Below are 13,963 nucleotides of genomic sequence, written 5' to 3' on the forward strand. Positions count from 1 at the left end.
CAGGATGGCCAAGCCCTGCGATCGGCCGCCAGCATCGGCTGGCGCATCGGAGCATCGAACCCGGCTGTATCGCCGATGTTCGCTCATAAATGATCTATTTCGAGATTGTCTGCGGAAGTCGAGATTGCAGACTGCCCGTAACGTACTCACGACCGCACGATTGTAATCTTTCATCCGATCTCGACGCAGCACCTTGTGTTCGGCACGTATCCCGCCGCCATACGCAGCAAAATAGCTCTGGGAAGATCGGATCGTCCGCCGCAACCCTAGACCGCGCCTGTGTGCGTCTCGCGCGCAAACGCATAAAATCGGATCTAAGAAAATTATTATCGATCAATGAAATGCGCGTTCAGCAAATTGATCTGTTACAAGAGCCTTGTCGCACTTTTGCGACGGGGAAAAGCGATGACATATTTTTCGAATTTGAGTTCCGCAAATCTGTTTGAATTAGACGAATTAATTGCCGAGGCTAGTTACATAGTTATTAGACAACTCAAGCGCCTTTCTGGAGATCAGTTCCGTCAACCTCTCTATGACGAGAGTTGTGAAATGCTAATTGGACTTCCAATGAGGCCGCCCATTTTAGCGGCCCAGTACGACTCGGTAGCTAAAGCTTGTATCGACGCCGATGCCGCGCATGTTGCCTATCCTCAGATTACAACATGGTATAGTCAAGGCAACGCATCGAGCCCTTTGCCAAACCCATCATACTATTATCTTGCGAATTTACGCACCGTAGAAGATGGATGGGGCCATCTCCTGCAAGAATACCGAAACGGCGAATGCTCACATGATGATCCACGAATAGAGTTGCTACTACATTCTCGCGTGGCTTGGTACCTGCGAGCGGCGTTTGACGAAAATATATCTGAGCTTCCGGGCCACTTCCAATTCCGAAGAATTTTTGCGCCCCGATTTCATTCGGCGAGGATCTATACCTCGCGCGGCGTTTGAAGAGGCCAAGGAGATCTATTACCAACCAAATCTATAGCTTGATTGCATTGCCGAGATAAAGTATTCCGAACTTGCTAACAATGAGCAAATCTGAGCAGGGGAGTCAAAGGCTTATCTAGCCGTCCACGTCTACGACGTCGCCAGTTCATGGGGACGACGTTGTAGACGCCGGTTTCCACTACAAGCGCCTTAAGCTGCGAACTCGGCTGTGCGGCTTCCGCACGGAGAGTTCAACGATCTCGACGTCAACCCTGCGCATTCGCACCTACCGCAACATTCGCGACGGCATCGAGCATGATAGACGCAGAACAGCCCGCGTTTGGAAGAAGGCTGCTGCGCACACCACGTTTCACTTCATCGCCGAGAGTGACTTAATCCCTAGGAATGGCATCAATACGGCCGTCTTCATCCACAAATGGAGCAAGGCGTGGCAAGCTCAACCCCAATTTCTTAAGTTTATCGCGATTACTCATGGAACGCGCCGCAAGTCACTCTAACGTTGACGTCAGGGCAATACCGACGGAACGATGCTTGCATTAATTCACGAATCTGGCGTTGATTCTCCTCAGCATCGTCTTCAGGCAATTGCATTAGAATTGCATCATGAACCGGCACGAGGAGTGAATTAGTTCCAAACACTCGTTGAATCTCGATGAGGGCACATTTGAATATCAGCGACGCCGTTCCCTGGATGACTTGGCTAACGGCCCACCGGCGCTCCTTCGGACTCAGAGGGCCAGAGCCCAGGCGACGCCTGAAATTTCCATGCAATGTTTCGATCTTACCATCTCGCATTAACCGCTCTTCGAGACCAGCCTTGAACCGGGTTAAAACCTTAAATCGATCGAAAAACTGAGCAATCTTACGTTTCATATCTTGGATCTCAGTACTGCCAGAACCTTTACCACACAGAAGCAAAGCGATAGCATCGATCGACATCCCGTAACTGAAGGCTAGAAATACACGTTTGCATAGTTGCCGATGTTCATGGTCGCCAAACACTGCCAAACTCAGCGCTGTGTACACATCACCATCATTGTACATAACAACAAGATCAACATCGCCGGACAAGGAAGCCATCACGCCGGGCTCAAACTGTGAGTAGTCGAAGTAGCGCAAAACCAATCCCGGCTCCGCATCTACCACTGCCCGGTAGCGACGCCTTAATTCTTGTATATACGGATCAGCAATGAGGATCCGGGAGCTGATTGTACCGACTGGGTGGAAAGTCGGAAAGACCCTGTCGCTTGCACCAGAAAGACGAGCTAAAATATCCATATCTCGCGAGGCGTCTAGATATTTGGTAAACTCTTGAGCGAAACGGGATCTTTGCGAGGCCAGCTTCATTTGGTCGCGCAGCGCGTAGCCGGTGACATCGGCGCTTGGTAGCCCGAGATCAGTCAGAGGCAATCTTGACCCAACATTCCAATAAGAAAGCCCAGTAGCGCTTATATTTAGCACAGAGGAAACTGCCTGATAGGAGCTATAGCGTTCCTTCGAGGCTAGCGAAGTGAATTCATCCACTCTTTGACGATTAATCGGAATTCCTAGGAATTGGCGGTGATAGAATATCTGCGCTGCGGGTACCTCGATTTCAAAAAAGCGATCGAACTCTCCCGCCTGTCGAAGGTTTTTGACGATCTTTTTCCAAAAAACATCGACGGCCTTCGAAAACTCTGTCACCAACTTGTTGAGTCGATCACCGTCGGGAACAGCCTCATACGATGAACTAATCCGGTGCAAATCCTTCCAAGCTTCCTGATTACCGAAATCTCCCTTAATGTTTTTCCAAAAATTCCACCTTTTTTCGCCGCCATCTGCGCGCGACATACCAGCATAAAGCCGTAGCGCATCGGTTATATCGATCAACTTTGATGGCAAACTTCCGCCGTTAGTTCGAAGATCGTCAACCAACGTATGCACATCAAAAGTCACTAACGAGGCATGATGAGCCAAGCTGCTACCCGGCAGATCAGAAATACCAGATTTCGTGATCACAAAATACTTTGATTTGCCGACGCCATAAGGGTCAGGAAAATAAATTAGATACGAAGGATCAATCATAGTCACGTTCCAGATCGACATATCTTGTGATAAGCATTGGCTCTAAATCGGATACGTAACGCCCTGAGCGATTCAAGGTTTTATAAACGCCTTTCAGATCGGCTCGCAAATGGGGCCCTACATGGGTTTTGATACAAGGCCCCCCGGACCTTCCGGCAGAAAAATGGATTTCTTGCGCTCCAATTAAGCCGCAGCGCTGACCAAGATACGAACTCAACTCCCCAAACTTCTCCGCTATAAGCTGCCGATCATCAAGCGCCCCCATTTTGCCAAGATAGATAGTCGCTCCTGCCCGGCTTGGATCATCGCCTCGCTCCGCGACATACTTTCGTGCCAGTTCTCTAAGGCATACGTTTTCTATGGATTTCTGAGCCAAAAGTACCCAAATCCGATAGTTTTTCCAGTTGTAGATGGATTTGTCTGGATCGACGACATGCGAAAAAATTTCCTCAACTTGCACCTCATTCAAGTCGACGGATCTCAGATAACGACATATTTGGTCTGTAGAAACCGGAGATTTAGAGAGCCCCTCGATTACGAGAGTGGTGATCTCTTCAAAAAACTCTTTGGGAACATTGAATTCCACACATCTTGCTAGAGTCTCTAGTCGGCTGATGCAAAATCTGAACTCCCTGCTGTCATATCTGCCTTGCCTCAACGTTTCCAGGGCAAGATTTTTAAGTGGTATGAAAGAGCGAGTGATTGGTTTCAAAGATTTAGTTTGCCAAGCTGAGTTGATACGCTTCATCTCGGGCGAGCTGCTGCCAAGGCAGCTTGCCATCTTTTCCTTATCGGTGGCTGCTACTATGTGTGTCTTTCCGGAATTTACGGACTGTCCAAGGGGCCGGAGCGCCAGTATTAATGTCTTGAGTGCCTTCCTTGCATCCGCCTCGCTTGCGCATATTATTTTTATGTCGTCCATATATCTAAAATACTCATAACCCGCGGCGATCATCGCATTGTCGACGGGAAGCATATATATGTTTGCCAAAAACGATGACGCATCTCGATTCTGAGGCAGTCCTTTCTCAGGCCCGTAGCTCCAATCACTCAAGTACTCAAACAGTTGTTTAATCTGTCCTCGTGTCTCGGCTTTCTTTGCTGCGTCGCATTCCAGTGATGGAACTAGCTTGATCAACTCGTCCGATAGTTTACCAAGCGTGATATTCTCAAAATAGTTCGCAAGATCAGTGGAGAGGAGGAATTTGTCCTCGCTCAGATTTGCATCGACACATCCAAGAAAATCGCTCCATGCAGCAACACCGTTTCGGAAAGTATATCTTGTGTCGCTACGACGTTCTTCTACGGAAGCCCGAGTGTCACGTCTGTGGCTAAATACCCGCCAGTTAATGCAAGGGTCAAATAATGGAAGAAGCTCGGCCGCGAGCGCGTGGTATATTGCTCGGTCGGTGACGCTCGTTTCCAAGGCATATCGCAATGTGAAATTTGCCTTGGGAACGTTAAGCAAAAGCGCCTTGGAAGGAGTATACTGGCCGTGATTTGCGTCAAAGTTACTTTTGATTATTTCGGATAAAATGCCACCCTCGAAATAATCTTCGAAACCGATTGGGTCTGGAAACCAATCATCTTTGAAGTCATTCCGCAACTGCCTCGAAATGACTTGCTCGTCCAGGACAATATTACCGAGATCTACTGGCATGTCAGATGGGCTTTGTTGACCGGCCGTAGCCTGCGCCTTTTCGCATCATCATTCAATAGTCTAGCTGCGATATGCCCATTCACAGCCTCAAGCTCTCCTCGCACTCTGTCCGCGCGTAGCGTTTAAGACAACGCAGGGGGGACCGTTGTCACTCATTGCCTGCTAACCGCAGGTGAGCATGGCGGTAACCCACTGCTTGCTGGAGCGATCACAGCGATCGAGCGGGTGGGGTTTGGGCGGCCACACAAGTATCAAGACCAAACCGCATCCAATCCATCGGCAGGGTCGGCTTGCAGCAAGATCAGGGTCCATGGGTTCGAAGGCTCCTGGTCGCGTCCAGGTACGATGAGCATGGTGCACGGTTCCAAGGGTGGCAGACGCCTTTGGTTGGTGGGGTGCATCGCCGTACATCGTGGATCAGTGTCGTCGCCCACGTCGATTGCCAGCGAGTGAGCGCGGGAACATCGCCTGTCACGTCGACGTCAGCGATCGGTGGACACCGTTGCCCCTCATACCCAAAGCGATGGTTTCGCGAGCTATAGGATTGCGAGCGTCTGGCGGCACTCCCTCTCTGTCCCAGAATCCCCCTCGTTTCCGGCCATGGTTTTCCCTTCGGCGGCACGCTCATTTCCACCTGTTCCTTAATCATCTAGTTCTAGGACAGGGTTTGTGGCCTATCGACAAGCCACAAATGCGCTGAGCCCCTTGGCATGCTCAGCCAGATCAGCCGGGGGGAGGGCGGTGGTGTCAGTCCCTGCGGTGTAGGCCACGCCGTTGCTCTCCAGGAACGCTCCTGCCAGTGAGCCTTTGATCGCGAAGTTCACGTTCTGCGGGATGTCGCCATTCGTGGCGACCATCACCTTTAGAGCGTTCAGCTTCGCGCTCACCACACCGATCAGGTTGCCGGAGGCATCCACGAGCGGGCCACCTGAGTTGCCCGGCTGCACGGGCGCCGAGATCTGGAAGTAGCGGGTGTCATCGGCGAGCCCGGTCAGCGCGGTGACGTTGCCCAGCGTGAAGTTACCTGAGGTCGAGAGCATGCCCGACAACGGGTAGCCGAAGACTGCTACTGCCTCGCCGAGCCGCACCCCCGTGCGCAGGGCTGCAATCTTCACTGGGGTGATCTCCGCCTTTAGAAGCGCAAGGTCGTTCGTCCGGTCCTGGGCCACGAGCCGGGCCGCTACCAGCCCGTTCGGCCCGTTCACCTCAATGGCCGCACAGTCCTGAACCACATGGGCGTTCGTCAGCAGGTGGCCAGCGCGGCTGATGAAGAAGCCGGTGCCCGACGAGGCCGTGTGCGGCTTGGGATCCGGCGGTCTGGGAGCAACTGCGGGCGGCGTCGGAACGACCGGCGGCGAGGGCGTGGCCACCGCGACCGCCGGAGGCGGCGGGGCCACGGCGGTTGGCGCCGGGAACGGCGCGCCCGACATGCTGGCGGCCAGGGACCCCGAAACCAGGACCGCGACGCGCTCCATGTGCAGGTCGGTCTCGGCGGACTTCCAGGTCAGGAAGAAGCCGAGCGTGCCCGCCCCATCGCGGTGGAAGCGCATGTACCAGTCCAGCCCGTCCGTTCCGGACGCCGAGATCGCGAAGAAGTCTGGGCGCAGCACCTTGTAGTTCACCCGCACGCCGTCACCGGCGAAGCGTTCGAGCGCGGCGCGATAGCCGTCCTCCAGCGCGCTCGGGGTAGCGATGTAGGTGAGCGTCGCGCGCTTGGCGGGGTCGGTCCAGGTCACGCCCGAGCCCGTGCGCTCCTCGCGCAGCCCGAGGCCGAACGGCACCCAGATCGGGTGGCCCCGATATGGGTGTGCAGCGGCGCGAAAACCCCAGGTGCGCAGCAGCGGCGTCGCCTCGCTTATGAGCCCGGCAGCTTGCCTCTCATCGATCACGCCGGTGACAGGTAGCCCGCTCTGCGATTGGAAGCGCACCACCGTCTCGAACAGTCGCTTAGAGAAATCGACGTTCGGCACAGCGACCTGACGGCCGGTGGCGGTCAGCAGCACCTGAAGGCGGATGCGCTCATTCACCGGCTGGGACTCGAAGGCCGCGGCCGCGACCTCGTACCGGGCCGGTCCCGCAGGCACAGTGATCGCGGGCGGCGCCACCGCCAGGGGCCCGAGCCAGGGCGTCGGGTAGCCCTCTTCGTTCAGGTGACGACGTAGGGCGGTCGGGAAGTCGGTCTTGCGCTTCCGCGCGTCCGGGCATTTGGCCAGGGGCAGGGCGACTGTGCATTCCTCGTAGGGCCACTCGGCATTGCGGTCGTAGAGTTGCAGCATGCGCACCCAAGCCGCCTCGCCGCGCCCGACGAGGATGCTCTGCGCGACCCAGCCGCCGAGGAAGTTGTTGTCATGCCACCGCTCGGGGTCGAGGCTTGCCGCGTGCTCCATCCCGGCGAGCCGCTGGCGCTGGTAGCCCGCGAAGGTGGCGTGGCGGGTCACATCCTCCAGCCGTCCGGCGCGCACCCAGTGGATCTGGGCGGGTGGATTGGACGAGGCGTAGGGACCGAAGGCGTACAGGAAGCTGTTATCGCCGTTGAGCAGTTCGTAGGTGCCGTCCCCGTCGAGATCCTCAAAGGCGTAGCCGCCGCTATCCAAGGTCTCGCCGTCCGCGACCAACCAGCGGCCTGTGCGCGAGTCCTGCGTGGCGATCTTCGTCACCGTGCAGCAGTGGGCGCCGCCCCAGAACGATGAGACGACGAGGCTGAGGCGCGGCGAGATCGGGTCGAGTCGCACGGCGGCGACCTCGGCAAAGTCGGAGTTCGAATCGTCGTCCGTCCCACGGGTGGACTGATCGAGGGACAGGGCGAAAGCCGACTGCCCATCCTCACGGCCTACAGCCACCGGGTGGCGGTCGCCGTCCTTCCCCCTGGCGCTGCTGAGCATGACGGACAGGGTGCCGACGCGCAGGACGCTGTCGCGTTTTCCGTCGTACTTGGCGCTCGGCCCGGCCGGTGGGCGCGGCGGCGTCCAGACCTGCTCGACGTAGCTATCACCGCGCGAGAAGATAAAGTCGCCCGGCAAGCCGCCCGCACGAGTGAGGCGCTGGCGCAGGGCGCGCGGATCGGTGGCGTTCTCCGGCCCGGCGACGACCGCGAACCAGCCGTTGGCCGCGCGCACGACACGCACGCTCGGGAACTGCCAGCGATGGTAGCGCGCGACGCCGATGGCGGTGTCGAGGTCCGGTCGGCTGGCCAGAACGACCCAGCGGGCATTGCCGGACAGGGCGAGATCGCCTGCATCGGCGACAGAGAGCAGCGCTACCAGAAGGAGCACCGCGACGAAACCGGCCCACAGCCTGCCCATGCCAACCTCCAGGTTGCAAACTGGCCGGATCAGGGCAGCGGATCAATCTTAAGTCGAAGGCTATCCCACCTTCACGCGGCGAATCGGTCGGCCTGTGTCAAATTTCTTCGCTTGTGCGACGCCGTGGAGGCGCCCGACACCACGCAAACCGCCAGCATCTTTGGCACACCCCTGGCACACCACCCCTCGGAAGATCGGGGGCGCCAGATCGGCGAAGCAGCTAAGTAGCTGTCGGTGAAAGGGAAAATTGGCGCACCCGACACGATTCGAACGTGTGACCTTTGCCTTCGGAGGGCAACGCTCTATCCAGCTGAGCTACGGGTGCAGGCCGTGGCGATTTCCTAGCCCAAGCGCGCGAGGAGCGCAACGGCGCCGATACGATCGCGCTCTGCCTCTCATCGCCTCGACGGGGACGTCGCGGGCGCGCGCCGGAGCGGGTTGACCGGATTTGAGCCAGGGCAGCCGGCGCATGGCGCGCCGCGCGTGCGCCGCCACAGGCGACGGGCGAGCGCGATCAACGGCGCTCCCATCCCGATCGAGACGGGGAGGGTCGCCCCGGGGATCGCGTCGCCGCAGAGGGCAGCAGCGCGGGAATGCCGGACCGGGAACGGCTGCCCACGAAAGATAGCGGCCGTGCAGGAGGAGAGGGCCTCCGCATCAGGTTGCACGACGATGCCGAAGCCTGCGTAGAACGGGCCAGCGTCAAAGATGACGCGGCGCCCGCGCCGGTTGGGCTCGAACAGCGCGCCGTCACGGAGCCTGGCGACGGTCGCTTCGTCGTCGAGCGGCTCCTGATCGGTCCGGTCGCGGTGCTTGGCGGCCCGGTCGAGATCCGGCTTCTCGCACGGCTTCACGGCTTCGGCGAGGACAGCCTGGATCGCGGCGCGGATCGGGCGGCCGCAGGCGCGGATCTCTTCGCGGCTGGGCTTTGGCCCCGTGGTCGGAGTCGGCCGCGGAATTCGGGATGCAGTCCTCGCAGGAGCGGCGCCCACGACAGGCTGCGCGGCACGTGGCGCATCACCGAAACCGGCACCGGGGACCACGACGATCGCGATCACGATGAGCCCGCCTTCAGCGCCTTCGACCAGCCGGATGTCGGGAGCGCGTTTCGTTTCGAAGGCGTTGCGTCCCTGACCTGCGCCTACAGCCAGACCGATGTCGGCTTTGCGGTCCACGGCTTCGACGAGGGCACGGAGGGTTGGGGACGAGGGCTGGGCCGAGGTCGACGGGGCGGCCTCTCGATCGCAAGACGCTGTTCCGCCTCGATCGGGACGAGCAACGGTCGGTACGGAGGCGCGGCGCGCGCTGGAGCCGCGACGTCGCCCCCGACACGCGCGACGAGGGACGGCGCTTCCGGCATCCGCGTCGTGGTCGACGATAGCTCGCGGGCGTGCGCGGCGCTTGGGACGACCATGCGGGTGGCGACAGAAGGCACACCCGCGTCGGCACGCCGGATCGTCCAGGACGTCACCCGCGCGGCAGCGGAGCTACCGATACCGACACGAGCCCGACAGGCTGGATCTCGCGCGGCACTTGGGGTGGTGTAGGGAGGAACAGTGCCGTTGAAGGCGCACGTCGATCGGGCCGGCCCGACGGCCCGGCCCGACGGACGCGGCTTTCAGACGCGGCTTGCCTGCTGCGGAAGGCAGTCGCGGCGAGTTGCCCGATGAGGCCCAACGGCGCCGCGGGCGCGCCACACGCGATGACCGGCAGTTCGGCGATCGGCTCAAAGACTGAATTCTATCGCAGCCCTCAGCACCTTGGAGGGCCGGCCCCTCCAGCTTCGGAGGGCGACGCGCTGTCCGGCTGAGCGGCGGGCCCGGGCCACGGCCATGCCCTGATCCGACTGCGTCGCCCGTGCAACGGCGCCCGTCCCATCGCGCGGCGCCGCCCGATCCCCATCCGGTGTGGCGCCGGCGTCCTTGCCTTCGCGCGCCGCTTCTTGACCCCTGAACACCGGGCAGAGGGGTCGGGAGCGAACAGCGGTGGCGGAGGTGACGGGCGGCCGGGATCCGCGGGCGAACAATTTCGGGTCCCTGCGCCTCCTGTTCGCGACCCTCGTGATCCTGGCCCACGCCCCCGAACTCGTAGATGGGAACCGGTCGCGCGAGTTGCTGACGCAGGCCTTCGGCACCCTGTCCCTCGGGGAGATCGCCGTCGACGGGTTCTTCCTCGTGAGCGGCTACCTGATCACCGCGAGCTACCGCGCCAAGCGCTCCTTCGCGGATTACCTGATGCGGCGGGCGCTGCGGATCTACCCGGCCTTCGTGGTGGCGTCCCTGCTCTGCATCGCCGTGGTCGCGCCCCTGGGCGGCGGCGACCTCGCGGCGGCCTCTCCGCTGGAGGCCCTGGCGCGGCTGTCGCTGCTCCTCATGCCGGTGGTCCCCGGCACCTTCGCCGGGCTGCCCTATCCGCTGCTCAACGGATCGATGTGGACGATCCCCTGCGAGTTCGGCTGCTACCTGCTGCTCGGCCTCGTCGGCACCGCCCGCGCCCTGCGCCGGCGCGGGCGCTATCTCGGTCTCCTCACGGGTCTCGGCATCCTCCTCGCCCTGCGCTGGCTCTACCTGCCCATCGGGCATCCGGGAGATGCCCTCGGCTCCCTGTCGGAGATGATCCGCCTCACCTTCGTGTTCTGCTGCGGCGGCGCCTTCCGGCTCTTCGCCGACCGGATCACCTACACGCGCCGCGGCGCCGGCCTCGCCGCCTTGCTGCTGGTGCCGCTCCTGTTCAGCCGGCCATTGGCCGAGCCGGCCTTCGCGCTCCTCGGCGGGTATCTGATCTTCTGGTTCGCCTTCGCGGTGCGTCCCAATGCCCTCAGCCGCGCCACCGCCCAGATCGATCCGTCCTACGGGCTCTACCTCTACGCCTGGCCGCTGCAGAACCTGCTGATCGCCCGGATCCCCGGCATTTCCCCCTGGGCGGTCGCGGCCCTGGCGCTCGGGGCCGCCATGCCCCTCGGCCTGCTGAGCTGGTTTCTGATCGAACGGCCGATGCTCCGGTTCCGCGCGGGAACGGGCGCCGCCGGGTAACCGGGCCCGCCCGGGCGCGTTTCGCGATAGACCATCGGGTCGCGGCCGGGGAGGGCGGGGCATGACGCAGGGTCTGGATCGCGGCACGCTCGACCGGCTGATCGCCCTCGGCCGGAGCCGGGGCGCCATCACGGCCGACGATCTGCGCACCGCGCTGCCCGTCGAGCGCATGGATGTCGATGCCCTGGTTCTGGTGATGCTGGAGCTGGAGGCGGCGGGCGTGAGCGTCGAGCCCGAGGCCGTCGGCCCCCCGGCGAACCGGCCGGTCTCGACCGCGGTGGAACTCCCGGCACCGAAGCTCGGCACGCCGCCGGACCGGGCAACGGAGGCAGGATACGGCGCCGCCACCTTCGCTGCGCCCGGATCCGCTGCGGCGGCCCCGCCGGAGCCGATCCCGGACGACCGGGCCGATGCCAGCCGGGCGGTCATCCTGGCCGGCCTCGCGACCGTGCTGATCCTCGGCGCGGTGCTCCTGATGCTGTGAGCGTCGGGGGCGGAACGCTTCGGCCCGCGGCCCCGTTGGCCCGGGACGGCCGGAAACGGCCCCGAGGACCATCGTATCCATGCGTCAGACCCCGGACGGAACCCTCGCCCTGCTGATCGCGGCCTTGCGCGAGGGGACCGCGCACGTGGAGGCGCTGCTGACGCTGGCGCGGACGGAGATCGACGGCAACATCCGGGCGATCGTATCGCTGGTCGCCCTCATCGGCACGATCCCGGTGCTCCTGATCGTCACCTTCTTCCTCGGCCTCGACGCCGTGGTGAAGCTGCTGGCGGTGCCGTTCGGCGCGGAGGCGCCGGCCGCGCTGCTCGTCGCCGCGCCGTTCCTGGCCGTCGCGCTCGGCCTCGGCTGGATGGGCGTGCGCCGGATGGCGCTCTCGAACCTGGAACCCTGGCGGACATGGCGGCAGGTGAAGCGGGACGTCCGGGAGGTGACACGCATCGGCACCTGATCCCGGGACCGAAAGGTCGTTTTCCGTCAGGTGGCTATGCCCGTTCGTTCACGTGTGACGCGAGCGGCCCGGCGCTTCGCCGGTAGAGGGACTGCTTCGTCGTTCCGCATCCTGTCCAAGCCAGCCGGCCCATCGCGCCCGGCTGATCCGGATGTGCTGAACCGATCAATCAGAATGTCGCCTCAACGCCCTGTCGCATCGAGACAATCTTGCTGAACCCCGTGGGCTCTAGCCCGTGGGTGCCAGCATCGTGCCGAGCCCCGGATCCAGCGGCACGTCGATCCGGCACTGGAGGCCTTGGGGCTCGAAGGCGAGATCGACCGTGCCGGCGAGCTCGCGCCGCACGCCGCCGGCGATCAGCCGCGTCCCGAAGCCGACCCGGGTCGGCGGCTGCACCGGCGGGCCGCCGCTCTCCTCCCAGCGGAACCGCAGATGTCGCGCGCCCGGCGCGAGCGACCACGTCACCCGGACGCGGCCCTCGCGGACCGAGAGGGCGCCGTACTTGGCGGCATTGGTGGTCAGTTCGTGGATGGTCATGCCGAGCGCGAGCACCTCGCGGGGGCTCAGCGAGACGTCCGGACCGTCCAGGCGGATCTGGTCGCCGCCGGTCCGGTAGGGGCCGAGTTCGTTCTCCAGCACCTCGCGCAGGGACGCACCGCTCCAGTCCTCGCGGGTCAGGAGGTCGTGGGTCTTCGACAGGGCCAGGATCCGCGCCTCCAGGACGTCCGCGGAGCCGCGGGACTGGCGGGCGAGGGCCTGGACGGTCGCCAGGGTGTTCTTCACCCGGTGGTTCAGTTCGTGCAGCATCGTGCCCTGCTGCGCCTGCAGGGCGCGCCCGTTCTGGATCTCCGCGTGCAGCGCGGCGGTGCTGCGTTGGAGGGTGCCGGCCATGGCGTCGAGCTTGCTGCCGAGGCGTTCGAACTCCGTGGCGCCGCGCAGGCCGGTGCGGGCGGCGAGATCACCGGCCTGCCAAGCCGCCGCGATGTGCAGGAGCCGCTCGACCGGACGGCGGATGAAGAGCCGCCCGGCCACGAGGGCGGCGGCCAGCGCCAGCGCCGCCCCGAGCGCGATCAGCACCAGCCCGCGGCGCGTGGCGGCGTCGATATCCGCGAAGGCGGCGGCATGGTCGCGCCCGACCACGACGCGCACCCCCGCCAGCGGGCCGTCCGGCGTTGCGGCCGCGATGATCCGCAGGCGGCCGTCGAGCCCCTCGGCGACGCGGACTTCGCTGCCCTGGATCTCCCGCATGGCGCGCTGGTCGGGCGGGATCGGCTTGCCGATCCAGGCGGCCTCGTCCGGACGGCGGGCGATGATCAGGCCGTCGCGGTCCGTGACGGTGATCGCCGTCTCCGCTTGATGGAGCGTCTGTTCCAGATGATCGGAGAGCCAGTCGAGGTCGACGGCGGCGAGGAGGACGCCGGTGGGGGCCGCCGTCGCGTCGCCGGCATGGACGGCCCGGGCGAAGTGGATCGAGGGCCGCCGCGTCTGCAGGCCGACCGCGTAGCCGCCCACCGCGTAGCCGCCCGTCTCCAGGGCGCGGCGGTGATAGGCGCGGTCGCGGCTCGTGTAGGAACCCGCCGGGGAACCGGCACTGTCGCAGAGCACGGCGCCTTCGGGATCGGTGAGGGCGATCAGCAGCACGTGCGGCAGCCGGGCGGCGGCGCGCCGCAGGTAGGCGGTGCAGGCCGCCGGGTCGCGGGTCTGCACGGAGGCATCCCCGGAGATCAGGTCGAGAGCCTGCTGCATCCGCTCGGAAATCTGCGCGAAATCCTCCGCGACGTCCCGCGCGATGGCGCGGGCCTCGGCCCGCACGGCCGCGTCGCGGCTCGCCCGCAGGGCGACCTCGTTGTAGCCCTGGATCGCCAGCGCCGGGGCGAGGGCGAGCAGGACGAGCAGCAGGATGCGGGTCGTCAGCGACAGAGGCAGCGAGAGAGGCAGCGACGGCGGCGGCGACGGCGGCGGCGCGGCGGGGCGTGGGACGCGGAGCGGCATCGGCGG

At 62.9% G+C, this 13,963-nt stretch carries 8 protein-coding genes, 1 tRNA gene and 1 pseudogene; 4 read left to right on the top strand and 6 right to left on the bottom strand.

All coding sequences use genetic code 11. The annotated features are described in order from the left end of the window. Positions 1–1,419: 1,419 nt before the first annotated feature. The 5 genes from P9K36_RS07960 to P9K36_RS07980 form a co-directional block, all read right to left on the bottom strand. Positions 1,420–3,018, bottom strand: a complete 1,599-nt coding sequence (locus tag P9K36_RS07960) for a DNA polymerase (RefSeq protein WP_278307268.1) — start codon at positions 3,016–3,018, stop codon at positions 1,420–1,422. Then, a complete protein-coding gene (locus P9K36_RS07965; protein WP_278306858.1) occupies positions 3,011–4,678 on the bottom strand; it encodes an RNA-directed DNA polymerase in 1,668 nt (555 codons plus the stop codon). The genes P9K36_RS07960 and P9K36_RS07965 overlap by 8 nt, the downstream gene beginning before the upstream one ends. A gap of 674 nt (positions 4,679–5,352) precedes the next feature. Further along, on the bottom strand, positions 5,353–7,980 hold the full coding sequence (locus P9K36_RS07970) for a serine protease (RefSeq protein ID WP_278306859.1): 2,628 nt from the start codon (positions 7,978–7,980) through the stop codon (positions 5,353–5,355). Positions 7,981–8,228: 248 nt separating this feature from the next. Next, positions 8,229–8,305 (bottom strand) — tRNA-Arg (locus tag P9K36_RS07975). A 70-nt stretch (positions 8,306–8,375) separates the two neighbouring features. Next, positions 8,376–9,155: a hypothetical protein gene (locus tag P9K36_RS07980; protein ID WP_278306860.1), complete on the bottom strand. Its 780-nt coding sequence runs from the start codon at positions 9,153–9,155 to the stop codon at positions 8,376–8,378. Positions 9,156–9,217: 62 nt separating this feature from the next. On the opposite strand from P9K36_RS07980, the pseudogene P9K36_RS07985 reads away from it, so the two are divergent. The 4 genes and pseudogenes from P9K36_RS07985 to P9K36_RS08000 form a co-directional block, all read left to right on the top strand. Continuing rightward, positions 9,218–9,383: pseudogene (locus P9K36_RS07985) on the top strand (IS3 family transposase); the annotation flags it as partial. A 582-nt stretch (positions 9,384–9,965) separates the two neighbouring features. Continuing rightward, positions 9,966–11,012 carry an acyltransferase gene (locus P9K36_RS07990; protein WP_278306861.1) on the top strand — a complete coding sequence of 349 codons (1,047 nt, stop codon included), beginning with the start codon at positions 9,966–9,968 and terminating at the stop codon, positions 11,010–11,012. 61 nt (positions 11,013–11,073) lie between these two features. Next, a complete protein-coding gene (locus P9K36_RS07995; protein ID WP_278306862.1) occupies positions 11,074–11,496 on the top strand; it encodes an RNA polymerase sigma factor region1.1 domain-containing protein in 423 nt (140 codons plus the stop codon). 79 nt (positions 11,497–11,575) lie between these two features. Further along, positions 11,576–11,965, top strand: a complete 390-nt coding sequence (locus P9K36_RS08000) for a phage holin family protein (protein WP_278306863.1) — start codon at positions 11,576–11,578, stop codon at positions 11,963–11,965. A 228-nt stretch (positions 11,966–12,193) separates the two neighbouring features. On the opposite strand, the gene P9K36_RS08005 is transcribed toward P9K36_RS08000, so the two are convergent. Then, positions 12,194–13,957, bottom strand: a complete 1,764-nt coding sequence (locus P9K36_RS08005; protein ID WP_278306864.1) for a sensor histidine kinase — start codon at positions 13,955–13,957, stop codon at positions 12,194–12,196. Between the last annotated feature and the right edge of the window lie 6 nt (positions 13,958–13,963).

It is taken from the genome of Methylobacterium sp. 391_Methyba4 (assembly GCF_029691625.1).
Taxonomy (GTDB): Bacteria; Pseudomonadota; Alphaproteobacteria; order Rhizobiales; family Beijerinckiaceae; genus Methylobacterium; species Methylobacterium fujisawaense.

Excerpts from the sequence above, each read along its gene's own strand:
- P9K36_RS07965 (WP_278306858.1), bottom strand. The coding sequence starts at position 4,678 with ATGCCAGTAGATCTCGGTAATATTGTCCTGGACGAGCAAGTCATTTCG.
- P9K36_RS07995 (WP_278306862.1), top strand. The coding sequence starts at position 11,074 with ATGACGCAGGGTCTGGATCGCGGCACGCTCGACCGGCTGATCGCCCTC.
- P9K36_RS07970 (WP_278306859.1), bottom strand. The coding sequence starts at position 7,980 with ATGGGCAGGCTGTGGGCCGGTTTCGTCGCGGTGCTCCTTCTGGTAGCG.
- P9K36_RS07960 (WP_278307268.1), bottom strand. The coding sequence starts at position 3,018 with ATGATTGATCCTTCGTATCTAATTTATTTTCCTGACCCTTATGGCGTC.
- P9K36_RS08000 (WP_278306863.1), top strand. The coding sequence starts at position 11,576 with ATGCGTCAGACCCCGGACGGAACCCTCGCCCTGCTGATCGCGGCCTTG.
- P9K36_RS08005 (WP_278306864.1), bottom strand. The coding sequence starts at position 13,957 with ATGCCGCTCCGCGTCCCACGCCCCGCCGCGCCGCCGCCGTCGCCGCCG.